Source organism: Cellulomonas sp. EB106-03-03-XG116, from assembly GCF_058792015.1.
Genome location: NZ_JBYTEP010000003.1, coordinates 87371 through 107981 on the forward strand (window position 1 = coordinate 87371; position 20611 = coordinate 107981).

The window sequence follows — 20611 nt, forward strand, 5'->3', positions numbered from 1 at the left end:
GCGCCTCGGCGATCTCGCGCGACGGCCGAAGACCTCGGCCCCCCGCCCTCGCCCGATGCGCGGTCGGGGTCCTAGCCCTGCGGGTCGAACGTCGCCCACACGTGCTTGGTCGACTCCGTGGCGTACCACCCGACCTGCTGAGACAGGCGGCGGGCGATCTGCAGGCCGAACCCGCCACGACCGGGGGGCCGCTGACCCGCGACCCGCGGGGCGCTCGACAGGTCGTGGTCGGCCACGTCGATGAGGAACGTCCGACCATCGGTCATCAGGCGCACGATCGTCGGCGGCAGGCCGTGGTTCAGCGCGTTCGTCGCGAGCTCGGAGGCCACCAGGATCATCCGCTCCGGGATGCCGAGCAGGGAGTTCTGCTCCTCGGCGTGCACCGCGGTGATCTCCTCCAACAGCTCGCGGCGCACCCGCGACAGGTCCCCCGGATCGGTCAGGACCCACTCGCGCAGCCTGTCGAACCGCTCCGGCGGACGCGTCGGTTCGAGGCCTTCGTCGTCGGTCTGCCGTGGGTCGTCGCGCACGCTGCCTCCAGGGTCCGGTGGTGGGATCACGCCACGCTCCCCCGAACCGCTGGCGACCGCCACCGCAGCGCGAGGCGACTGCTCACGGATCCGGCGACGCTGCGCTGCGACCGCCGCAGCACGCCGAGAGGCGCCGCCGGCTCCTGCCCGACGGACCCGCTCGACCGGGCGGCGGACGCGCCTCGGTACGGCCTCGGGCCGGCGACCGCCGGGGTGGTCGCCGCCCCGAGGTGAGGGGTGGGGTCAGTGGCCGTCGGCCTCGACGGACACGTCCTTCCACTGCTCCCAGGTGTCCAGGCGGGACTGGTACAGGCCCGGGATCATCTGCGTCGGCATCGCGCCGAAGAACACCCGAAGCGGCGGCTGCTCGGCGTCGACCACCTTGAGCAGCGCGGGCCCGGCCGCCGTGGGGTCGCCCGGGACGCTGGACCCACGCATGGACGCCATCGCCTCGCGCAGGCCGTCGTACGCGGGCAGCGGCGTCGCGTGCGTGGCGCTGCTGCCCGCCCAGTCGGTCGCGAACCCGCCGGGCTCGACCAGGGTGACCTTGATGCCGAACCCGGCGACCTCCTGCGCCAGGGACTCGGTCAGGCCCTCGAGCGCCCACTTCGAGGCGTGGTAGCCGCCGAGGTTCGGGAAGGCCGCGACGCCGCCGATCGTGGAGATCTGCACGATGTGGCCGCTCCCCTGCTCGCGCAGCACCGGCAGGACCGCCTGGGTGACGTGCAGGACGCCGAACAGGTTGACCTCGAGCTGGTCGCGCAGCTGCTGCTCGGTGATCTCCTCGACCGCGCCGAACAGCCCGTAGCCGGCGTTGTTGACCACGACGTCCAGGCGCCCGAACCGCTCCACCGCGGTGGCCACGGCGGCGATCGCCGCGTCGCGGTCCGTCACGTCGAGCGCGAGCGGCAGGACCGCGTCGCCGTACTCGGCGACCAGGTCGTCGAGCGAGGCCGCGTCCCGGGCCGTCGCGACCACCCGGTCGCCGCGTCCCAGCGCGGCGACGGCGAACTCCCGGCCGAACCCGCGGCTCGTCCCGGTGATGAACCAGACCTTCGACATGTGCGCCTCCGTCAGAACTGTATGTGTCACTCGAAGCACGGTATGGCACTGGGTGTCAGATGTGCAACCGGTGGTAGGTTCGCGCGCATGGCCACGGAACCGACGACCTCGCCGCTGCGGCAGCGCACCCGCCGCGCTGTGCGCGCCGAGCTGATCGACGCGGCGCAGGACCTGTTCGTCGCCCAGGGGTACGAGGGCACCACGGTCGACCAGATCGCAGCCGCCGTCGGCATGTCGCGGCGCAGCTTCTTCCGCTACTTCGCCTCCAAGGACGACCTCGTCCTGGGCAAGTACGACGCGATGGCCGATCAGCTCGCGGACGCCCTGCGCGCCCGCCCGGCCGACGAGTCGTTGTGGAGCTCGCTGCGCCGGGTGTTCGACGGCGTCGTCGACTACGCCAGGGACACCGCCAAGGCCCAGCGCATGGCGGCGATGGAGCGCATCGTGCAGGACGACGACGCGCTGCGCGCCTCCTACCTCCAACGCCTCGACGCCATCCAGGGTGCGCTGGTCGAGGTCGCACGCGAACGAGCGCGCGCCGCGGGGCACGCCTGGGACGACGCCGACCCCGCGCCGGCAGCCGCGGTCGGAGCGGCGTTCGCGTGCATGCGCACCGCGAACGACCTCGCCGCCAGCACCGGACGCGACCTGTCCGAGCTGCTCGACGAGGCGTTCGGCCGGCTCGCCGCCATCGTGTCCGCACCGACCGCGCCCTCGGCCTGAATCCCGCGTCGCGCGCGACGGTCGATCTGCACCCGACGGCCGGAGGGTCGGGCGACCGCGTCCGACCACGGGTGGATGCACGAACCCGCTGGTCGGTGCCACGGTGGCACGTCGCCGGGTCACCCCGGCGCGCGACCGCACCCGCGTCCGAGAGGTCCTCCCCCGTGTTCCGCCAGGTCCCCGTCCTGCCCGTCGTCGTCCCCCTGGCCGCGCTGGTCGCCGCCGTGCTCCTCGTGCTGCTGGCCCGCCGCGGGCGGCTCTCGGCGCCGCGCGCCGCGGTCGCCCTGGCGCTGGGGGTGTACACCGCGGGGATCGTCGCGAACACCGTGTTCCCGATCTTCCTGGACAAGCCGGCGCGCGACGCCGGCTGGTTGCACCACCTGGCCGTCGTGCCGCTGGCCGGGTACCAGGTGGACGACGCGATGATCAACGTCGCGGTGTTCGTGCCGCTGGGGATGCTGGTGCCGCTGCTGACCGCCCGGCCCACGTGGCGCCGGACGGTGCTGGTCGCGGCGTCGATCAGCCTGGGCATCGAGGCCACCCAGTACGTCACCGCCCACGCGCTGGGCGGCGGGCACCTCGCCGACGTGAACGACCTGGTGTGCAACGTCGTCGGCGGCGCCGTCGGATACGGCGTGCTCGCGGCGCTCGTCCGGGTCCCCCGGGTCGCCGCGCTGGTCGACCGGTTCCGCTGGGCGGAGCCCCGGGCGGCCGCACCGGCACCGGCGTAGACCGTTCGCACCGGTGCCGGGCGGAGTGGCGGCACAGGGATCGTGCGTCTCCCGACCGCGGACCAACCCATCCGGACTCCGTGGGTCGGTCAGAGTCTGGGGAAGTGGTGCAGCAGCCCGCCCTCGGAGACCGAGGCGCCCTACGACGACGACTCCGCGTCGTCGTAGGCGTCGGGCGTCACGTTCCGCACGAGGTCGTCGGCGACCGCACGCAGCCGATCGGCGTCCTCGGGCTCTGCCCCGCCGTCGCGCTGGAGACCGAGCCGCATGGTGAGGTCGTCCCCGGACCAAGTGGCGTACAGCTCCGACCCCGCGGCGTCGAACGCGGTGTCCTGGCAGATGCTGCCGGTGGCGCTCGCGACGTCGAGCGGCTGGGGTGTCGCGCATCCCCCGGCCCACCGGTCGACGGCCGCCGAGGCGTCGTCGGCCTGGGTGCGGGTGACGGTCACCGTCAGGGCGGTCCCGACCGCGGTCGTCCATCGACAGCCCAGCACGTCGGCGGCATCCGTGAGCCGGGTGGTGGCGTCGGTGGGGTCGTTGACCGTGTCACCGAGAGCCTCGCGGACAGTGGCGTCGTCGATGAAGCTGCACGCCACGGGCTCCGCGGAACGTCCGGGATCGGGTCCGGCCCCCGTGCAGGCACCCAGGGCCGTGACGCAGGCCATGCCGGCGACGAGGGAGCGCGGAGCCGCCTGCCGAGCACGGGAGGACGCCTTCGTGCGGGTATCAGCCGTGGAACGGTGCGCGGTACGGATCGCCGTGCTCCCCTCGATGAGGCCACCGGACGCGACGTCGACCCCACGCCGGCGGAACGGACGGGAGGATCAGGTCCTGCCCCCGCGATGCTACGAGGTCCGAGGTGCGGCGGCCACCGCGTCGCACACCGGTTCGCTCCCGGCTCACGCCCGGGAACGGGACCGATCGACGGAGGCCCGGACGACGCGCTCACGTGCACCGTGACCAACGACGACGTCGCGCAGCCGCTCCCCTCGCCGGGCGTCACCACCCCGTCGGTCGCGGACCCGGCGCCTCCCGCGGGCTCCGGCGCACCCGGGTCGGGGTCGCTGCCGACGACGGGAGCGGCCGTCGGGGGCCTCCTGGCGTCGGGGACGGTGCTGGGGCTGATCGGGTGGGCGCTCGTCGCGGCCACGCGCCGGCGCCGGGCCGCCTGACCCGGGTTCCTGCCCGCTCGCGAAGCCGCCGACTCGTGGGCCCCGCGCTCAGCCCGACTGGCCCAGGTTCGTCACCAGGTTGACCGCCACCGCGATCACCACGGTCCCGAACAGGTACGACAGCAGCGCGTGCCCGAGCCCGACCTTGCGGATCGGCGTCGTCACGAGCTGGGTGTCACCCGCCTCCGTCGCGCACCCCGTACGCGCGCACGAACGCGCGCGCCCCGTCCGTCATGATCCGCCGGACGTGCGCGCTCTCGGCGCGCCGGCGCGCCGGCTCGTTGAGCACGCGCAGCGCGGTCAGCGCGTGGAAGTGCGCGGCGGCCAGATCCGGGTCCTCGGCGTCGAGCAGGCCGGCGCGGGCGAAGCGGCCGACACGCTCGCTGAGGACCTGCGCGTGGGCCTCGTCGAGCGGGTGGTCGTCGAGCTCCGGCAGCAGCGGCTCGTTCTCGTTGATCAGCCGGACCGCGGCGAGGTAGTCCGACGACAGCAGCAGGGAGCGGCCGAGGTCGGCGGCGAGCGCGGTGAGCGCCTCGTCGAGGTCGGCGACGTCCGTGATGCCCGCGTCGTCGAGGTGCTGCGCGACCAGCCCCCGGAGCGTCGCCAGCGCACGCTCCCCCGCGTCCTCGACGACGCCGAGCAGGAGGCGCCGCTTGTCGCCGTAGTAGTCGTAGACCGTCCGCTTCGACACGCCCGCGAGCGCGGCCACCGCGTCCATGCTGGTGCGCTCCACACCCGTCTGCACGAACAGCTCCCGGGCGGCGGCCAGGATCGCCGCTCGCTTGTGCGCCTGGCCCTCGCGCACGGGCCTGTCGCCCACTGTCGTCATCGCTCTCCTCCGTGGTGCTCGGGATCGATGCTACACCGGCCGGTGTAGGTCTACACGACACGGTGTAGTGTCGCTCGCCATGCACACCATGAACCCGGTGACCCTGCAGGCGCACGCCCTGCGGAAGCGCTACGGGCACCTCACCGCCGTCGACGGCCTGTCTTTCGCGGTGAGGCCCGGCGTCGTGACCGGCTTCCTCGGCCCCAACGGGGCGGGGAAGTCCACGACCCTGCGGATGTTCCTCGGCCTGGACCGGCCGACCAGCGGTGCGGCGACGGTCGGCGGCCTGCGGCTCGCGGAGATCCCGCACCCGATGCGCGTCGTCGGCGCGATGCTCGACGCCCGGGGGGTCCACCCGCGCCGCGCGGCCGCGGACCACCTCGCGGCGGTCGCGCGCGCCGGGGGCGTGGCCAGGTCCCGGGTGCCCGAGATGCTGGACCTGGTCGGGCTGGGGGGCGCCGGGAACCGCCCCGCCGGTGACTTCTCGCTCGGGATGAAGCAGCGGCTGGGCATCGCGACCGCGCTGATCGGCGACCCGGCCGTCGTGATCTTCGACGAGCCGCTCAACGGCCTCGATCCCGAGGGGATCCGGTGGGCGCGCTCGCTGATGCGCGACCTGGCCGCCGAGGGCCGCACGGTCCTGTTCTCCAGCCACCTCATGGGCGAGATGGAGCTCACGGCGGACCACCTCGTGGTCGTCCACCACGGACGGCTGCTGGCGGACCAGCCCCTGGCCGCCTTCATCGCCGACCGCACCACCGAGCACGTCCGCGCGCGCACGCCGGACCGGCAGGGACTCCTCGAGGCGCTGGCCCGCGCCGGACTGCGAGCCACGCCCGACCCCGCCGGCGCGGACGCGGTCGACGTCGAGGGGGCCGCGACCGACCACGTCGGCCGCGTCGCCGCCACCGCGGGTATCGGGCTGTCCGAGCTCACCGCGGTCCGCGACTCGCTGGAGGACGTCTTCCTCACCATGACCTCGACCCGGAAGGACGCCGCCTGACATGGACCTCCTCGCCTCGGAGTGGATCAAGACCCGCAGCATCCGCACCACCTGGATCCTGGCGGCCGGCACCGTCCTGGTCACCGTGGTCGTGAGCCTGCTCGGCATCAGCGGCCTCGTGGCCGGCTGGCAGGCCGACCTGGCCGCGGACTTCGACCCGACCGGCGTCGGCTTCAAGGGCATCCTCGTCGGGCAGATCCTCGTCGCGACGCTGGGCGCACAGGCCTTCACCAGCGAGTACGCCACGGGCCAGATCGTCACGACTCTGACGACCGCACCCCGGCGCGCCGTCCTGCTGGTCACGAAGCTCGCCGTCACCGCCCTCGTCGCGCTCGCGACCGCCGTCCTCACCGTGGCGTCCAGCCTCGGCGCGAGCCAGGCGGCCCTCGCCGCCGCGGGGCTGCCGACGGCGGACCTGACCGATGCCGGCACCGTCCGGGCGGTCGTGTGCGCCGTCGGGTACCTGGTGCTCACCGCCGTGCTCGGCGTGGCGCTCGGCGCCCTGACGCGCTCCTCCTCGGGCGCGCTCGCCGTCGTCGTGACCGTGGCGCTGCTCGTGCCGGCGCTCGCACCCGGGCTGCCCGGGGCCCTCGGGGACCTCGCCGGGACGTACTGGCCCACGACGGCCGGACAGGCCTCCTACACGACCACGGGCACCGGACCCCTGACGGGCGCCGCCGGGCTCGCCGTGATGGCGGTGTCCACCCTCTGGACCACGCTCGCCGCCCACGTCACGTTCCGGACCCGCGACGCGTGACGCTCCCGCGGCGCCCCGGCCCGGGGCGGTTCCGCCCGGTCCTGGTCCCGGTGACCGCGACGACCGGGTTCCTGCTGTCGGTCCTGGCGACGTTCGGCGCGGTGACCGCGATCTTCCAGTGGGGGTGCGGGCCGCTCAGACGCGCAGCTCGACGCCCGCGAGGGCCTCCACCCGCTCCCAGACGCGCCGCGCCGCGTCCGGGCCCGGGCGGGCGGTCCGCGCGGGCGTCGGCACCCGGACCGGGACGCCGCGCATCCCCTCGCGCGGCGCGACGTACTCCCCGCCCCGCACCGCGGGGTCGGTCAGCGCACGGACCCCCGGCCAGGCCGCGGCGTCCTTGCCCTGCGCCCACGGGCTGTACGGGTTGCGCCGGTAGGGCGTGCTCCCGTCCCGGATGCCCGGGCGGTGCGGCGTACGGGCGTCCACGCCCACGCCCGGGTGCGTCACCACCGAGGCGACGGGGTGACCGGCGGCGCGCAGCCGCCGGTCCAGCTCGAACGCGAGCACCTCCGTGACGGCCTTCGCCCGGGCGTACGCGACGAGACCGAGCCGCGGGACCCGGGCCGGGTCGTCGAACCCCGGCCGGAACCGCGCGACGAACCCGGTGGAGGCGTGCACCACCCGGCCCTCTCCCCCGTGCTCGACGGCGGTGGCCGTCAGCGCGGGCAGGATCCCGGCGATCAGCCGCACGTGCCCGAGCACGTGCGTGCCGAGCAGCAGCGGGTGGCCGTCGGACGTGCGGGCGCGCGGGTCCATGGACATCGCACCGCCGTTGAGGAACACCCCGTCGAGCCGCGGGAGCGCGGCGAGCTCCGCGGCCGCCTCGTCCACCGCGCGCAGGGACCCGAGCTCCAGCACGACGGTCCGCACCTGCGCGCCGGGCACCCGGGCGAGGATCGCGTCGCGCGCCCCGGCGAGGCGGGCGGCGGACCGCGAGGCGAGCACCACCTCGGCGCCCGCGGCCGCGAGCTGCTCGGCGGCGAAGTACCCGATCCCGGCGGTCGCGCCCGTGACCACGACGGTGCGCCCGTCCTGCCGGGGCGGGTGGGCCGGGTCCCACGCCGCGTCGTCGGTCGCGGGCTGCTGGGCGGTGGTGTGCTCGGTCATGGTGGTCCCGTCGCTAACTGGATAGTTGATCCGTTCGGGACCACCGTAGCGGATCGATCATCCGTTTCGGGTAGGGTGCCGGACATGCCGCCGCTCCGCTCCGACGCCGCCCGCAGCCGCGCGCGCATCCTCGCCGCCGCCGCCGGGCGAGACCGCGGCACCCTCCGCCTCAACGAGGTGGCCCGGGTCGCCGGGGTCGGTGTCGGGACCGTCTACCGGCACTTCCCCACCGTCGAGGCGCTCGTCGAGGAGCTCACCGCCACGACCGTCCGGCGCGCCGTCGACGCCGCCCGCGCCGCCGCGCGGGACGACGACGCCGGCGCCGCGTTCGACGGCTTCCTCGCCACCGTGCTCGACCTGCTGCTCGCCGACGACGGTCTGCAGCAGGTGCTCCTGGCGGCCGACGACTCGTCCCCCGAGGTCCGCGACGCCAAGGCCGAGCTGACGCGGACCGCCGCCCTGCTGCTGGAGCGCGCGGAGCGCGCAGGCGCCGTCCGGCAGGGGCTCACGCTCGACCAGCTCATGCACCTCGTGTGCGGCTTCGAGCACGCGGTGCGGCTCGGCGACCCCGACGACCGCGCGACGATCGCCGCCGTCCTCCGGGCGGGGCTCAGGCCGGACTGAGGGAGCGCGTCGCGCCGCTCAGGCGAGACGCCGCACCGGCCAGCGCACCTGGTCCGCCTCCAGCAGCGCCGGGTCACGTTCCGGCGCGACCTCGTCGAGCAGCTCCAGGCGCGTGATGCGTTCGATGCGGAAGCCGCGGATCGCGTCGCGCAGCCGGCACCACCCGACGAGCAGCCAGGCGTCCCCGCCGCGCAGGAGCCCCATCGTCTCGACGTCGCGGACCGTGCTCGGCGGGGCGTCGTCCCCGGAGGCCTCGCCCAGGTAGGTCAGCCGCACGACCCGGCGAGCCGCGATGGCGTCCGACAGCATGCCGAGCGGCACCCCGCCGCCCGCCGGGGCGACGGGGTCGATGACCTGCAGCCGCCCGAGCAGCTCCTGCACCGGACCGCGGTGCTCCTCCCCCATCACCGCCGCGACCTTGGCGCGGGCGCGCCGGGCGGCCGCCTGGTAGGGCGAGGTGTCGAGCAGCGCCAGCCCGGCGAGCACCGCCAGCGACTCCGCGGCCGAGAGGTTGAGCGGCGGCAGCGAGTACTCGGGCAGGATCGCGTAGCCCCCCGCGGCGCCGTGCTCCGCGTACAGGGGCACGCCCGCGACCTGGAGCGACGCGATGTCGCGCTCGATCGTGCGGGTGGACACCCCGAGCTCGCGGGCGAGCCGGGCGGCCGACCACGGTCGCCGCGCGCCACGGAGCAGGTCGACGAGGGCGTACTGCCGCTCTGCTCGCTTCATGCCGCCAGCCTGCCAGAGGCCTCGTCGCCGGTCGCCGCCCTCAGCTGCGCAGGCTCCGCTGCCCGCCGACGGACCAGACCCGCCGCACCCGGCCCTCGGCGTCGAAGTCGAACACGTCCACGCCACCCGCGCGCACGCCGCCCTGGTCCACGTCCCAGAGCAGCCGGCCGTGGTCGCCGTCGATCGCGTCGGCGACCGCGGTGAACACGACGCCGGGGTTCTGGCCGTGCCACCAGGTGAGGTACCGCGCGAAGTCCTCGGCGGTGCGGATGTCGTCCGCGGGGGTCGACCCGTCGGGCTCGGTCACGGCGAAGTGGATGCGGAAGTCCTCGGCGCAGATCTCGCGGGCGAGGTCGCCGTCGGAGTTCCACATGGTCAGCCACCGGTCGAGCGAGCGGCGGGAGGTGGTCGTGGGGTTCGGGGTCTCGGTCATGCCCCCACCGTCGGGCTCGGGCGCGACAACGGTGTGTCGGTGTTCCGGGAACCGGACGACGACGTCGGCCGGGCTCACCCGCTCCCCGGGGGTCGCGCGCGGCGGTCTCCGCCTCGTCCCGTTCGGGGGCGGGCGGGGCGGGCGGGGCGGTCGGCCGCGGCTCGACCTGCCGTCAGCGGTGCGCGTCCACCCGCACGCGCCACCCGACGGCACCCGCGACCACCGCCACGAGCAGCAGCACCAGCCCCTGGACGAGCGCGGCGTGCGCGTGCGCCACCATCGCGTTGCCCCAGTCGACGTCGGTCCGGGCGAACCGGGTGGCGACGTACCACCGGTTGCCCCAGCGGAACCCGTCGGCGACGGCCAGCGCGAGCGCCAGCACCGCGACGACCCGCGCCACCGTGCGCACCCGGTCGAGCGCTCGTCCCCCGCGCGCGTTCGTCGTCGGTCTCGTCGCCACGACTCCCCCTCCGTCCAGGCCGGTGCCCCGTGCCGAACGGCACGCTAGCGGACGGCGGCCCGCCACCGTCGGGGTTCCGTGGCACGACCTGGGCGCGCGGTGCCCGGAGCACGCGCGCCCGACGGCCAGGGTGGCCGGCCCGGGGAGTCCAGCGTTAGGGTGACGCGAGTCACAGCCCGTCCGCGCAGGTCGCGGCGCCGGGTGGGCGCGACGAGGGGGGACGCGGTGACGGGTGCGGGTGACGGACGGACGGTGGAGGGCGGCGCGCAGCCGACCCCCCGCTCGACCGCGAAGGTCGCCGTCGTCGGCGCCGGCGCCGTGGGGGCGACGCTCGCGTACGCCGTGCTGATGCGCGGCGCGGCGCGGGAGGTCGTGCTCTACGACGTCGACGCCGCCAAGGTCCGCGCGCAGGCGCTCGACCTTGCGCACGGGATCCAGTTCGTGCCGATGGCGCACGTCGTCGGCACGGACGACATCACGGCGTGCGCCGGCGCGGACGTGGTGGTGGTGACCGCCGGGGCCAACCAGCGGCCCGGGCAGACCCGCACGGACCTGGCGGAGCGCACGATCGGGCTCATGCGCACCCTCGTGCCGCAGCTGCTGGAGGTCGCGCCCGACGCGGTCTACGTGATGGTGACGAACCCGGTGGACGTCGTCACCTACGCCGCGCTGCGGTTCTCCGGGCTCCCCCGCGCCCGGGTCATCGGGTCCGGGACGGTCCTGGACTCGTCCCGGTTCCGGTACCTGATCTCCCAGCACGTCGGCGTGGCGGTGCAGAACGTGCACGCGTACATCGTCGGCGAGCACGGCGACACGGCCGTGCCGCTGTGGTCCTCGGCCACGATCGGCGGGGTGCCGCTCCTGGACCTCGAGCCGCTGCCCGGGCGCGAGCCGCTGACGCCGGCCGTTCGCGCGTCGATCGCCCACGACGTGGTGCACTCCGCGTACGAGATCATCGCGGGCAAGGGTGCGACCAGCTACGCCATCGGGCTGGCAGGGTCGCGGATCGTCGAGGCGCTCACGAACGACGAGCACCGCGTCATGCCCGTGTCCTCCCTGATCGACGACCTCGACGGCATCCGCGACGTGTGCCTGTCCGTGCCCACCGTCGTGGCGCACGACGGCGCCGGCACCCCGCTGCGGGTGCCGATGTCGACCGACGAGCTCGTGGCCCTCCGACGCTCGGCGGACGCGCTCCGGGCGACCGCCCGCCCGTTCGGGCTCTGAGCGCGCGGTCGACCCGCGGGGACCGTCGCCGGCATGTCGGACGCCACCACCAGCCTGCTGGTCCTCGCCGCGGCCGTCGCCCTCTTCGTCTGGAACCGGCTCCCCGCGGCCGTGGTCGCCGTCCTCACGGCGCTGGCGCTCGCGGCGACCGGCGTCGTCACCCAGGCCCAGGCGGTCGCGGGGTTCGGCGACCCCGTGGTCGTGTTCATCGCGACGCTGTTCGTGCTGAGCGAGGGGCTGCAGGCCTCGGGCGTCACCGGCTGGGCGGGCGACCTGCTGCTCGCCCGCGCGGCGACGGGCCGCCGCCGGGTCGTCGTCACGGTCATGGCGCTCGCCGCGGTGACCTCCGCGCTCGTCACGCCCAACGGCGCCGCCGCGGCGGTGCTCCCCGTCGCGCTGCTGGTGGCCCGGCGCTCCGGCACGGCCGCGTCCCGGCTCGGCATCCCGCTCGCCTACGGCGCGAGCGCCGGGGCGCTGCTCACCCTCGCGGGCAGCCCGGTCAACGTCATCGTGTCCGACGCGCTGGCGGACACCACGGGCGACCGGTTCGGGTTCTTCGAGTTCGCGGCGCTCGGCCTGCCGCTCACCCTCGTGACGGTGATCGTGACCGCCCTGCTCGGGCACCGCCTGCTGCCGGACCGCGAGGCGCCGGTGCCCGCGCCCGGGAGCGTCGTCCACGAGGACGCGCGGGTGGGCGGGGCCGCGCTGCGGGCCGTCGTGGTCCTGGGCGCCACCATCGCCCTGCTCGCCTCCGGCGCGGTCACGCCCGCCCTCGCCGGATTGGCGGGGGCCGCGGCGATGGTCCTGACCGGGGTGGTGCGGCCCGCCCGGGCCCTCCGGGCCGTGCCGTGGGAGACGCTGGTGCTGATCGGCGGGCTCATCCCGCTCTCGGCCGCGATCTCGGGGTCGGGCGCGGCCGACGTGCTGGCCGACGCGGTGGTCCGGGTCGTCCCGGACGGCGACGGCCACGCCCTGCTGGTCGCGCTCTTCCTGCTCACGGTCGCGCTCGGGCAGTTCGTGTCGAACGCGGCGACCGTCCTGGTCGTCACGCCCATCGCCCTGGCGGCGGGGGCGGAGGTCGGCGTCGGGCCCGAACCGGTGCTCATGCTCGTCGCGGCCGCCGGTGCCGCGTCCTTCCTGACCCCGCTGGCGACCCCGGCCAACATGATCGTCCAGGGCCCCAGCGGCTACCGGTTCGGCGACTACTGGCGGCTCGGCGCGGTCGTGACGCTCGCGTGGCTCGTCGTCGTGACGCTCGTCGTGCCCCTCGTGTGGCCGCTGACGTCCTGACGAGCGCAGCCGCCGGCGGCGGTACGCGGCCCGCGCGCCGCCGCCGGCCCGACCGCTCCCGGCGCCCCGGTCGGCGGGTGATCCTCGCGTCGCGCCCTGGCCCGCACGCGCGTCGTCGCCCTAGACTCCGGACAATCCGGACGAATCACGTCGTCCGGCCCCGAGGAGATCGACGATGATCGCTTCCACGGCAGCGCTCGCCCGGCACGGTCGCGAGCACGGGTACGCGGTGCCCGCGGTGAACGTCCTCGACGACCTGAGCCTGCGGGCGGTGGTGGCCGCCGCGGTGCACGTCCAGGCCCCGCTGATCATCCAGCTGTCCGTGAAGACGGTCCGGTCGACGGGCACCGAGCTGCTGACCACCATGTTCCGGTACGCGACCCGCGACCTGACCGTCCCGGTGGCCCTGCACCTGGACCACTGCCCGGACCGGTCGGTCATCGACGAGGTGGTCGCCGCGGGCTGGTCGTCGGTGCTGTTCGACGCGTCGGACCGGGACCTCGCCACGGCCGAGCGGGAGACGGCCGAGGTCGTGGCCCAGGCGCACGCGGCGGGCCTGGACGTGGAGTCGGAGATCGAGAACATCGTCGGCGTCGAGGACGGCGTCGGGTCCGACGTGGCCCTGCACGCCTACTCCGTGGCGCAGCTCGCCGAGGTCGCGGACCGGACCGGCGCCGACCTCATCGCCCCGCAGCTCGGCACCGCGCACGGCGAGTACCGGGCCCGGCCCGTGCTCCTCCCCGAGCGGGTGCGGGAGCTCGCGGCGCTGACGGACAAGCCCGTCGTCCTGCACGGCGGCACCGGGCTGTCGGCGGAGGACTTCGCCGCGTTCATCGCCGCCGGCGTGTCGAAGATCAACATCTCGACGGCCGTGAAGATCGCGTACATGCGCGCGGCGGCGGCCCACCTCGACGTCGCACGCGAGCGCGGCAGATGGGATCCACCGAGCATGTTCCGCGACGTCGCGGCGGCGGTCGAGGGCGCGATCGTGCCGCTCGTCGAGCAGTTCGGCGCCGCGGGGCACGCGCGCGGCGCGGCGAGGGCCGTGCGGTGAGCCCGGGGCTGCTGCTCGACTGCGACGGAGTGCTCGCCGACACGGAGCGGGACGGTCACCTGCCCGCCTTCAACGCCACGTTCGAGGAGTTCGGTCTCCCGGTCCGCTGGTCGCAGGAGGAGTACGGCCGGCTGCTGGCGATCGGCGGCGGCAAGGAACGGCTCCGGACCCTGCTGGAGCCCGGGCTGGTCGCCCGCGCCGGGCTGCCGACGGACGAGGACGACCAGCGGGAGCTGGTCGCCCGCTGGCACCGGGCGAAGACCGCGCGCTACACGGCGCTCGTCCGCTCGGGCGCGATCCCGGGGCGCCCCGGGATCGCGCGGCTGGTCGCGGAGGCCGACGCCGCGGGCTGGCGGCTGGCCGTCGCGTCGACGTCCGCCGAGGAGTCCGTCCGGGCGGTGCTGGAGCACGCGGTCGGGCCCGATCTCGCCGCGCGCTTCGACGTGTTCGCGGGCGACGTCGTGCCGCACAAGAAGCCCGCGCCGGACATCTACCTGCTCGCCCTGCGGGAGACGGGGCTCGACCCGCGCGAGGTGGTCGTCGTCGAGGACAGCGCGAACGGGCTGCGGGCCGCGCTCGCCGCGGGGCTCACGACGGTCGTCACGGTCAGCAGCTACACGCGGGACGAGGACTTCACCGGTGCCGCGCTGGTCGTGACGTCGCTCGGCGACCCGCCCGGCGAGCCGGCGACCACGCTCGCCGACCCCCGGGGCCTCGAGGTCGACGGGGCGGTCCGGCTCGAGCACCTGCAGCGCCTCCTCGGACCCCAGCAGGGAGCGACACCGTGAGCCAGCAGCGCGTCGAGCAGGTCGTCCGCACCGTGGCCGAGACCTGCGTCGAGAACGAGCAGTACTTCGGCGAGCTGGACTCCGTGGTCGGCGACGGGGACTTCGGCTTCTCCCTCGCGCGGGGGTTCGAGAACGTGCTGGCGGGCTGGGACGACTACGACCGCAGCGACGCCGGGACGTTCCTGCAGAAGGTCGCGGTGACGATGAGCGGCCGGATCGGCGGCACCTCCGGCCCGATCTGGGGCACGGCGTTCCTGCGCGCCGCGGGCGTCGTCAAGGGCAAGCAGGACGTCACCGGCGACGACGTCGTCGCGATGCTGCGTGCCGCCGTGGACGGGATCAAGGCCCGGGGCGGCGCCGACCTCGGCGAGAAGACGCTGCTCGACGCGCTCGTCCCCCTGACCGACACCGTCGAGCAGCGGCTCGCCGCGGGCGCCGCGCCGGCGGAGGTCGCCGAGGCGGCGGCCGCGACCGCGCGCAGCGCCGCGGAGGCGACGCGGCCGATGCAGGCCCGGCGCGGCCGGGCGTCCTACACCGGCGAGCGCAGCATCGGGTCGCTCGACCCCGGTGCCGTCGCGGTCGCGGTGCTGGCGGAGCGGGTCGCCGCCACCTGGTGAGCGACCGAGGACCGGACGACAGGGAAGGCGACCGCGATGAAGAAGTTCGTCAACGACCCGAAGACCTTCGTGCCCGACATGCTCACCGGCCTCGCGCTGGCGAACCCCGACACCCTGAGGTACGTGCCCGAGTACAACCTGATCATGCGGGCCGACGCCCCGCGGCACGACAAGGTGTCGATCATCCAGGGCTCCGGGTCGGGCCACGAGCCCGCGCACGTCATGGTCGTCGGGAAGGGGATGCTCGACGGCGCGTGTCCCGGCGACGTGTTCGCCGCCCCGCCGATGGAGTACGTCCTCGAGTCGGCCAAGCTGCTCGCGTCCGACAAGGGCGTCCTGCTCCTGGTCAACAACTACACGGGCGACAAGATGGCGTTCGAGATGGCCTCCGAGCTCGCCGAGGCCGAGGGCCTGTCCGTCCGCACCCTGTTCATCGACGACGACGTGGCCGTGCAGGACTCCACCTGGACCGTCGGGCGGCGCGGCGTCGCGGGCAACTTCTTCGTGATGAAGGCCGTCGGCGCCGCGGCCGAGGCGGGGGCCGACCTGGACGAGCTGGTCCGGATCGGCGAGAAGGTCAACTCCGTCACCCGCACCATGGGCATCGCCCTCACCCCGTGCACGCCGCCCGCGAAGGGGTCGCCGCTGTTCGAGCTCGGCGACGACGAGATGGAGGTCGGCGTGGGCATCCACGGCGAGCCGGGCCGCCGCCGGGCGCCGCTGGTGCCCGCCGACGGGATCGTCGACGAGCTGCTCGGCGCGGTGCTCCCGGACCTGCCGTACGCCTCGGGCGACGAGGTCGCCCTGATGATCAACGGGCTGGGCGGCACGCCGATCAGCGAGCTCTACCTGCTGTACGGGATCGCCCACCAGAAGCTCGCCGCGCAGGGCATCACCGTGGGGCGCAGCTACGTCGGCGAGTACTGCACGTCGCTCGACATGGCCGGCGCGTCGCTCACCCTCGTCCGGCTGGACGACGAGATCCGCGGCCTGCTCGCCGCGCCCGCGGAGGTCGCGGTGCGGGTGTTCTGACGCGGTACGGCGCAGCGGGCGGCGGCGGGCGGTGCTCCGCACCGCCCGCCGGGCGGGTCAGGCCGGGAGGAAGCGGGCGTAGAAGCCGCGGGGGTCCTCGGCCAGGGACGCCTTGACCATCGCGCTCCAGTCGTCGACGACCACCTCGAGGTCCCCCGCCTCCACCGCGTCCAGCGTCCGCCGGACGACGGCGGCGGGGTCCTCCTTCGGCCCGTCGATCCCCGCCGCCATGTCCGTGTCCGCCAGGCCGAGGTGCACGGACGTGACCTGCGTGCCCTGCCCCGCCAGCTCGAGACGCAGGGCGTTGCTCATGTTCCAGTTCGCCGCCTTGGACACGGCGTACGCGCCGGAGCCCGGGAACGCGAACCAGGACAGCGCGGAGGCGACGTTGACGACCCGGCCACCGCCGTTGGCCGCGAGCACGGGCGCGAAGGCGCGGACCATCGACAGCGTCCCCCAGAAGTTGACGTCCATCTCGGCGCGCACGCCCGCCAGGTCACCGAGCAGCGTGGAGCCCGTCGAGATGCCGGCGTTGTTGATGAGCAGGTCCACGTCCGTGGCCAGCGCGGCGGCCGCGGCGACGGCGTCGGGGTCGGTGATGTCGAGGGCGACGGGGCGCGCCCCGGGCAGGTCGATCGAGGCGGGTTCGCGGGCGGCGGCGTAGACCGTGGCCCCGCGGGCGAGGAGCTCGGCGGCGAAGTGGCGACCCAGGCCGCGGTTGGCCCCGGTGATCAGTGCGGTTGTCATGTCTGGCACGCTAGGACCTGACGTCGACGTGAGGGTCAAGTGCGGGTCGGGGAGGCCGGGTGCGTATCGGGGAGGTCGCCGCGCAGGCGGGCGTCAGCGTGCGGGCGCTGCGCTACTACGAGGAGCAGGGGCTGCTGGACGCCGAGCGCACCCCGAGCGGGCAGCGCCGCTACCCGCCGGGCGCGGTCGAGCGGGTGCGGTTCATCCAGAGCCTCTACGCCGCCGGGCTCGGCAGCAGGGCGGTGCTCCGGATCCTGCCGTGCATGGACCGCGGCGTCCTCACCGACGAGATGCACGAGCGGCTGCTGGCCGAGCGCGCGCGGGTGCAGGCCCAGCTCGACGAGCTGACCGCGACCCGCGACAAGCTCGACGACGTCATCCGCGTCGGTCAGGCGCACCGACCGGGTCGGAGGCACCACGCCGGGTCGGAGGCCTGCGCGGCGGCCTCCTGACGAGGGGGACGCGGCGGCGCGGCGCGTCAGGCGGGGGCGACCGTCGTGCGCATCACCGTCTTGCTGGTCCCGATGCGCCGCTCGAAGACGAACCCGGCCTCCTCGAACATCCCGCGCGTGACGTTGTGCAGGAACGAGGACGACACCCGCTTGCCGGGCGGCAGCTCGTTCGGGAACGACACCACCTCCCCGCCGCCGGCCTGCGCGATCAGGTCCAGGGCACCGCGCAGCGCCTCCAGCGCCACCCCCTGCCGGCGGTGGTCCCGGTCGACGAAGAAGCAGGTGATCCGCCACGGCGCCGGGTGGTCCTCTCCCGCGTCGTACTGCTTGCGGTGGTAGATCCGGGGCAGCTCCTCCGGGCTGCCGTACTGGCACCACGCGATCGCCTGCTCGCCGTCGAGGACCAGTGCGGCGTGCGCGACGCCCTCGTCCACGAGCCGCCGCTTGAACTCCGGTCCGGCGTGGTCGGCCTTGGCGGTCGTGGGGGTGTCGCCGTGGAAGTACGAGCACCAGCAGCCGCCCCAGACGCCGTTGTGCTTCTCGGCGAGCGCGCGCCAGGCGGGGAAGGTCTCCGGCGTCAGCGGCTTCACGACGTGTGCGGCCATGGGGCGATCCTGCTCCTGGGCCGCGCCCGACGGAAGGCCCGGCGGCGCGACGTCCGGCCGTGCGTGCGGGACCGGGCTGCCGACGTCGTGGGACGGCGTCAGCCGTCGCGGAGCCGGGCGACGACGGCGCCGTGCGGTCGGTAGCCGTGCCCGGTGCGGCGGTGCTGCTCGACGACGTCGAACCCGTGGTCGCCGAGCAGCGCCCGCAGGGCGGTCGCCGGCCACCGGTAGGCCGGGGCCACCGCGTGCTCGAACCGGTCGACCGTCGACTCCGAGTCGAAGTACCCCAGCAGCAGCGATCCTCCCGGGCGCAGGGTGCGCGCGAACTCGGCGAGCGGGACGCCGATGCCGTCCGGAGCGTGGTGGATCGTCGAGTACCACGAGAGGATCCCGCCGAGCGAGGCGTCGGGCTCGTCCATCCGGTCGATGCTGCCGACGGCGAACGGGACGTCCGGGTAGGCCGATCGCGCCCGCTCGACGAAGGCGGGCACCAGGTCGATCCCGCGGGCGTCGTGCCCGCGGCGGACGAGGTGGCCGGTCCAGTGCCCCGGCCCGCACCCGGCGTCGAGCACCTGGCCGACCACCCCGTCGGCCCACGTCTCCACGAGCTGCCGGTCCGAGGGGTGCACCGCCGCCATGGATCCGAACAGGTCGACGTACTCCCCGGCTCTCCGGGAGTACGCGTCGGCGACGGTCGTCACGCGGCAGACGCTAGCGCGGGCGAGGCCCCGCGCTGGGGACCCGGCCGCCGCCCTCCCGCCGTCGCTGCGGGTCCGACGCGCGGCGATGCGCCACGCGCGGAACCGTCCGCCGGACCCGTCCGCCTCAGAACGGGGGTGGTGCGTCGTACGGGTCGGCCGTGGCGTCGTGGGACTGCCCGGTGCCGGGCCGGGTCATGTACCGGTGTCCGGTCGGGGTGATCCACTCGAACAGCCCCGGTTCGATCTGGCGCAGCCGGAAGCCGCCGTCGGTCTTGAGGCGGTGGTGCCGGCGGCACAGGGGCCCGAGGTTGTCCGCGTCGGTACGCCCTAGGGCCGCGTCGGGGTCGCCACCCGGTCGGGGGTGGAACTCCGTGGTGTGGTCGAGGTCGCAGCCGCGGGCCGGCACCGTGCAGCCCGGTGCGGCGCAGGTTCCGTCGCGGGAGCGGACGAGCTCGGCCAGTGCGGCGGGTGGTCGGTAGCGTTCGCGGCCCACGTCCAGGACCCGGTCGGTGAGCGGATCCGTCACGACCCGCTGCCAGACCCCGCCGGCGGCGAGGGCGCGGGCCTGCACGGCGTCGATGGGTCCGTGGCCGTCGAGGTGGGCGGGTTGGTCGTCCAGCCCGAGCAGGGTCGAGGCGGGGACGGTGACGCGGACCTGGGCACCGGGGCGACCCGAGCAACGGGTGCAGGCGCGACGCGCGGGAGCAGGTCCAGTGCTGGGCGGGCGGGCGCGGCGGCTCCGGCCGGTGCGCTGGGCGGGGTCGCGACGGTGCCGGTCTCGACCTCGGTCGCGGTCTCGATCGGTGCCGCCGGTACTCCGGGCGAAGCAGGGTGGTCCTGGCGGGGCACGGGGTGCGCGGTGGTGTCGCCGAGCAGGGTGAGGGTGGCGACGGGGATCGGCTCGACCGGGCGCGCGAGCACCAGACCGTCTCGGTCCGTGAAAGTCGCCCCGTTCCACGACCGCGTGGGCTCCGGCTGCACCGGCAGGCCCGGGGTCAGGTGGACCTCGAACGCCGGCCCGTCGGATGCAGGCACGTCCCCGACGACCAGGTCCCGCAGACCGTCGGCCCGCAGCTGGTCCAGTGTCCGGTCATCGCCCAGCGCCTTGGCCGTCTTCGCGGCGTGGGTCAGGACGCCGTCGACGCGGATCGCGTCCGCGGCATCCAGCACCAGCCACATCGACGCCATCCCGTCCGGCTGCGGGCGGGGGTGGGACACCTTCCGGGTGCACCGGGCCCGGTCGTGCCGACCGGCAGCGCCTTCGGGGTCGACCAGCCGGATCTCCCGCTCGACCCGCTGCCGGAGCTGGGCGACCGAGCACCGGTCGGCGTCGGGGAGCACGGCGTCCTCGACGGCGTGTGCGACCTGGAACGGCAGGTCGGTCAGCGCCGCCGCCAGCACCCCGGCCTTGGCCGCGTCGAGGTGCCCGGTCTCCAGCGCCTCCCGGGTGGCGCCGAGCAGGCCGTCGAGCACCACGGCCCGGTGCACGGTCCTGGTCGCCGTGACCCGAGGCCACCCCAGTCGCATCGCGAGCTCGTCGCCGGCCACGCACGCCTGCGTCGGCGGCGCCCCGGCCAGCGGGGACCGCTCCGGGCGCATCTCCTCGCGACCGGCCAGCTCGGCGATCATGGCCAGCTTGCGGGCGTGCTGGTGGGACTCGACCCGGTCCTGCGCCGCGATCACCTCGACCAGGACCGTCGAGGACAGCACCGTCAGGTCCAGGCCCCGCAACCACGCGTCCAGCTCGGGCCCGGGAGGACACGCACGGATCGCCTCGACCTGCCGCTGCTCACCCGTCCGAGGCGCCCCACCGGCGGCCACGACGGGGTCCGGGCCGAAGTCCGTCAGGCAGGTCCCGTCGGGACCGTAGACGGGCAGCACCACGTCGGCGACCTGGTCGCCGTCCGGGTGTTCCTGCAGGTCAGATGCCATGGAACG

At 75.2% G+C, this 20611-nt stretch carries 27 protein-coding genes; 13 read left to right on the plus strand and 14 right to left on the minus strand.

Going from position 1 to position 20611, the window contains the following annotated elements; translation table 11 throughout:
* Positions 1–71: 71 nt before the first annotated feature.
* Positions 72–530, minus strand: coding sequence for an ATP-binding protein (locus tag AC3WUG_RS02355; RefSeq protein ID WP_492326169.1), 459 nt, complete (start codon positions 528–530; stop codon positions 72–74).
* A gap of 243 nt (positions 531–773) precedes the next feature.
* Entirely contained in the window at positions 774–1622 is an 849-nt protein-coding gene (locus AC3WUG_RS02360) for an SDR family oxidoreductase (protein WP_492326170.1), read from the minus strand.
* Positions 1623–1679: 57 nt separating this feature from the next.
* On the opposite strand from AC3WUG_RS02360, the gene AC3WUG_RS02365 reads away from it, so the two are divergent.
* Together AC3WUG_RS02365 and AC3WUG_RS02370 are read left to right on the plus strand one after the other, a co-directional pair.
* A complete protein-coding gene (locus tag AC3WUG_RS02365) occupies positions 1680–2315 on the plus strand; it encodes a TetR/AcrR family transcriptional regulator (protein ID WP_492326171.1) in 636 nt (211 codons plus the stop codon).
* 164 nt (positions 2316–2479) lie between these two features.
* Complete coding sequence (locus AC3WUG_RS02370) at positions 2480–3046, plus strand: VanZ family protein (RefSeq protein ID WP_492326172.1); 567 nt, start codon at positions 2480–2482, stop codon at positions 3044–3046.
* Positions 3047–3186: 140 nt separating this feature from the next.
* Here the strand turns inward: AC3WUG_RS02370 and AC3WUG_RS02375 are convergent, their stop codons facing one another.
* Complete coding sequence (locus AC3WUG_RS02375; protein ID WP_492326173.1) at positions 3187–3642, minus strand: hypothetical protein; 456 nt, start codon at positions 3640–3642, stop codon at positions 3187–3189.
* Between the two features lie 360 nt (positions 3643–4002).
* Here AC3WUG_RS02375 and AC3WUG_RS02380 point away from each other — a divergent pair, with 360 nt between their 5' ends.
* Complete coding sequence (locus AC3WUG_RS02380) at positions 4003–4218, plus strand: hypothetical protein (protein WP_492326174.1); 216 nt, start codon at positions 4003–4005, stop codon at positions 4216–4218.
* A gap of 48 nt (positions 4219–4266) precedes the next feature.
* On the opposite strand, the gene AC3WUG_RS02385 is transcribed toward AC3WUG_RS02380, so the two are convergent.
* Positions 4267–4383, minus strand: coding sequence for a hypothetical protein (locus AC3WUG_RS02385; protein ID WP_492326175.1), 117 nt, complete (start codon positions 4381–4383; stop codon positions 4267–4269).
* A gap of 10 nt (positions 4384–4393) precedes the next feature.
* Complete coding sequence (locus AC3WUG_RS02390) at positions 4394–5047, minus strand: TetR/AcrR family transcriptional regulator (RefSeq protein WP_492326176.1); 654 nt, start codon at positions 5045–5047, stop codon at positions 4394–4396.
* Between the two features lie 79 nt (positions 5048–5126).
* On the opposite strand from AC3WUG_RS02390, the gene AC3WUG_RS02395 reads away from it, so the two are divergent.
* Together AC3WUG_RS02395 and AC3WUG_RS02400 are read left to right on the plus strand one after the other, a co-directional pair.
* Entirely contained in the window at positions 5127–6050 is a 924-nt protein-coding gene (locus tag AC3WUG_RS02395) for an ABC transporter ATP-binding protein (protein WP_492326177.1), read from the plus strand.
* A 1-nt stretch (position 6051) separates the two neighbouring features.
* The gene (locus AC3WUG_RS02400) at positions 6052–6807 is read left to right on the plus strand and encodes an ABC transporter permease (RefSeq protein ID WP_492326178.1); all 756 of its coding nucleotides are present in this window, start codon (positions 6052–6054) and stop codon (positions 6805–6807) included.
* A gap of 135 nt (positions 6808–6942) precedes the next feature.
* Here the strand turns inward: AC3WUG_RS02400 and AC3WUG_RS02405 are convergent, their stop codons facing one another.
* On the minus strand, positions 6943–7914 hold the full coding sequence (locus tag AC3WUG_RS02405) for an SDR family NAD(P)-dependent oxidoreductase (protein ID WP_492326179.1): 972 nt from the start codon (positions 7912–7914) through the stop codon (positions 6943–6945).
* Between the two features lie 84 nt (positions 7915–7998).
* Here AC3WUG_RS02405 and AC3WUG_RS02410 point away from each other — a divergent pair, with 84 nt between their 5' ends.
* Positions 7999–8538, plus strand: a complete 540-nt coding sequence (locus tag AC3WUG_RS02410; RefSeq protein ID WP_492326180.1) for a TetR/AcrR family transcriptional regulator — start codon at positions 7999–8001, stop codon at positions 8536–8538.
* 18 nt (positions 8539–8556) lie between these two features.
* Here the strand turns inward: AC3WUG_RS02410 and AC3WUG_RS02415 are convergent, their stop codons facing one another.
* The 3 genes from AC3WUG_RS02415 to AC3WUG_RS02425 form a co-directional block, all read right to left on the minus strand.
* Positions 8557–9267, minus strand: a complete 711-nt coding sequence (locus AC3WUG_RS02415) for a helix-turn-helix transcriptional regulator (RefSeq protein ID WP_492326181.1) — start codon at positions 9265–9267, stop codon at positions 8557–8559.
* 40 nt (positions 9268–9307) lie between these two features.
* On the minus strand, positions 9308–9700 hold the full coding sequence (locus AC3WUG_RS02420) for a nuclear transport factor 2 family protein (protein ID WP_492326182.1): 393 nt from the start codon (positions 9698–9700) through the stop codon (positions 9308–9310).
* A 172-nt stretch (positions 9701–9872) separates the two neighbouring features.
* Entirely contained in the window at positions 9873–10160 is a 288-nt protein-coding gene (locus AC3WUG_RS02425; RefSeq protein WP_492326183.1) for a hypothetical protein, read from the minus strand.
* 225 nt (positions 10161–10385) lie between these two features.
* On the opposite strand from AC3WUG_RS02425, the gene AC3WUG_RS02430 reads away from it, so the two are divergent.
* The 6 genes from AC3WUG_RS02430 to dhaK all read left to right on the plus strand — a co-directional run bounded on the left by AC3WUG_RS02430 (position 10386) and on the right by dhaK (position 16168).
* Positions 10386–11387 carry an L-lactate dehydrogenase gene (locus AC3WUG_RS02430; protein ID WP_492326184.1) on the plus strand — a complete coding sequence of 334 codons (1002 nt, stop codon included), beginning with the start codon at positions 10386–10388 and terminating at the stop codon, positions 11385–11387.
* 33 nt (positions 11388–11420) lie between these two features.
* Positions 11421–12677 carry an SLC13 family permease gene (locus AC3WUG_RS02435; RefSeq protein WP_492326185.1) on the plus strand — a complete coding sequence of 419 codons (1257 nt, stop codon included), beginning with the start codon at positions 11421–11423 and terminating at the stop codon, positions 12675–12677.
* A 175-nt stretch (positions 12678–12852) separates the two neighbouring features.
* Complete coding sequence (locus AC3WUG_RS02440; protein WP_492326186.1) at positions 12853–13731, plus strand: class II fructose-bisphosphate aldolase; 879 nt, start codon at positions 12853–12855, stop codon at positions 13729–13731.
* Complete coding sequence (locus AC3WUG_RS02445) at positions 13728–14519, plus strand: HAD-IA family hydrolase (protein ID WP_492326187.1); 792 nt, start codon at positions 13728–13730, stop codon at positions 14517–14519. Before AC3WUG_RS02440 ends, AC3WUG_RS02445 begins: the two co-directional genes overlap by 4 nt.
* The gene (gene dhaL, locus AC3WUG_RS02450; protein WP_492326188.1) at positions 14516–15136 is read left to right on the plus strand and encodes a dihydroxyacetone kinase subunit DhaL; all 621 of its coding nucleotides are present in this window, start codon (positions 14516–14518) and stop codon (positions 15134–15136) included. Before AC3WUG_RS02445 ends, dhaL begins: the two co-directional genes overlap by 4 nt.
* 36 nt (positions 15137–15172) lie before the next feature.
* Positions 15173–16168 (plus strand): dihydroxyacetone kinase subunit DhaK, encoded by a 996-nt coding sequence (dhaK, locus tag AC3WUG_RS02455; RefSeq protein WP_147796733.1) that lies wholly within the window; start codon positions 15173–15175, stop codon positions 16166–16168.
* A gap of 57 nt (positions 16169–16225) precedes the next feature.
* Here dhaK and AC3WUG_RS02460 read toward each other — a convergent pair whose 3' ends face one another.
* Positions 16226–16915 (minus strand): SDR family oxidoreductase, encoded by a 690-nt coding sequence (locus tag AC3WUG_RS02460; RefSeq protein WP_492326189.1) that lies wholly within the window; start codon positions 16913–16915, stop codon positions 16226–16228.
* Positions 16916–16974: 59 nt separating this feature from the next.
* On the opposite strand from AC3WUG_RS02460, the gene AC3WUG_RS02465 reads away from it, so the two are divergent.
* The gene (locus AC3WUG_RS02465; RefSeq protein WP_492326190.1) at positions 16975–17367 is read left to right on the plus strand and encodes a MerR family transcriptional regulator; all 393 of its coding nucleotides are present in this window, start codon (positions 16975–16977) and stop codon (positions 17365–17367) included.
* Between the two features lie 26 nt (positions 17368–17393).
* Here AC3WUG_RS02465 and AC3WUG_RS02470 read toward each other — a convergent pair whose 3' ends face one another.
* The 4 genes from AC3WUG_RS02470 to AC3WUG_RS02485 form a co-directional block, all read right to left on the minus strand.
* On the minus strand, positions 17394–17972 hold the full coding sequence (locus AC3WUG_RS02470; protein WP_492326191.1) for a GNAT family N-acetyltransferase: 579 nt from the start codon (positions 17970–17972) through the stop codon (positions 17394–17396).
* Between the two features lie 98 nt (positions 17973–18070).
* A complete protein-coding gene (locus AC3WUG_RS02475) occupies positions 18071–18673 on the minus strand; it encodes a class I SAM-dependent methyltransferase (RefSeq protein WP_492326192.1) in 603 nt (200 codons plus the stop codon).
* A 124-nt stretch (positions 18674–18797) separates the two neighbouring features.
* The gene (locus AC3WUG_RS02480; RefSeq protein ID WP_492326193.1) at positions 18798–19199 is read right to left on the minus strand and encodes an HNH endonuclease signature motif containing protein; all 402 of its coding nucleotides are present in this window, start codon (positions 19197–19199) and stop codon (positions 18798–18800) included.
* A complete protein-coding gene (locus AC3WUG_RS02485; protein ID WP_492326194.1) occupies positions 19196–20605 on the minus strand; it encodes a DUF222 domain-containing protein in 1410 nt (469 codons plus the stop codon). Before AC3WUG_RS02485 ends, AC3WUG_RS02480 begins: the two co-directional genes overlap by 4 nt.
* Positions 20606–20611 lie beyond the last annotated feature (6 nt).

Coding starts and splice junctions, on each gene's coding strand:
- AC3WUG_RS02365 (WP_492326171.1), top strand. CDS start 1,680: ATGGCCACGGAACCGACGACCTCGCCGCTGCGGCAGCGCACCCGCCGC.
- AC3WUG_RS02390 (WP_492326176.1), bottom strand. CDS start 5,047: ATGACGACAGTGGGCGACAGGCCCGTGCGCGAGGGCCAGGCGCACAAG.
- AC3WUG_RS02395 (WP_492326177.1), top strand. CDS start 5,127: ATGCACACCATGAACCCGGTGACCCTGCAGGCGCACGCCCTGCGGAAG.
- AC3WUG_RS02400 (WP_492326178.1), top strand. CDS start 6,052: ATGGACCTCCTCGCCTCGGAGTGGATCAAGACCCGCAGCATCCGCACC.
- AC3WUG_RS02405 (WP_492326179.1), bottom strand. CDS start 7,914: ATGACCGAGCACACCACCGCCCAGCAGCCCGCGACCGACGACGCGGCG.
- AC3WUG_RS02410 (WP_492326180.1), top strand. CDS start 7,999: ATGCCGCCGCTCCGCTCCGACGCCGCCCGCAGCCGCGCGCGCATCCTC.
- AC3WUG_RS02415 (WP_492326181.1), bottom strand. CDS start 9,267: ATGAAGCGAGCAGAGCGGCAGTACGCCCTCGTCGACCTGCTCCGTGGC.
- AC3WUG_RS02420 (WP_492326182.1), bottom strand. CDS start 9,700: ATGACCGAGACCCCGAACCCCACGACCACCTCCCGCCGCTCGCTCGAC.
- AC3WUG_RS02435 (WP_492326185.1), top strand. CDS start 11,421: ATGTCGGACGCCACCACCAGCCTGCTGGTCCTCGCCGCGGCCGTCGCC.
- AC3WUG_RS02440 (WP_492326186.1), top strand. CDS start 12,853: ATGATCGCTTCCACGGCAGCGCTCGCCCGGCACGGTCGCGAGCACGGG.
- dhaK (WP_147796733.1), top strand. CDS start 15,173: ATGAAGAAGTTCGTCAACGACCCGAAGACCTTCGTGCCCGACATGCTC.
- AC3WUG_RS02460 (WP_492326189.1), bottom strand. CDS start 16,915: ATGACAACCGCACTGATCACCGGGGCCAACCGCGGCCTGGGTCGCCAC.
- AC3WUG_RS02470 (WP_492326191.1), bottom strand. CDS start 17,972: ATGGCCGCACACGTCGTGAAGCCGCTGACGCCGGAGACCTTCCCCGCC.
- AC3WUG_RS02485 (WP_492326194.1), bottom strand. CDS start 20,605: ATGGCATCTGACCTGCAGGAACACCCGGACGGCGACCAGGTCGCCGAC.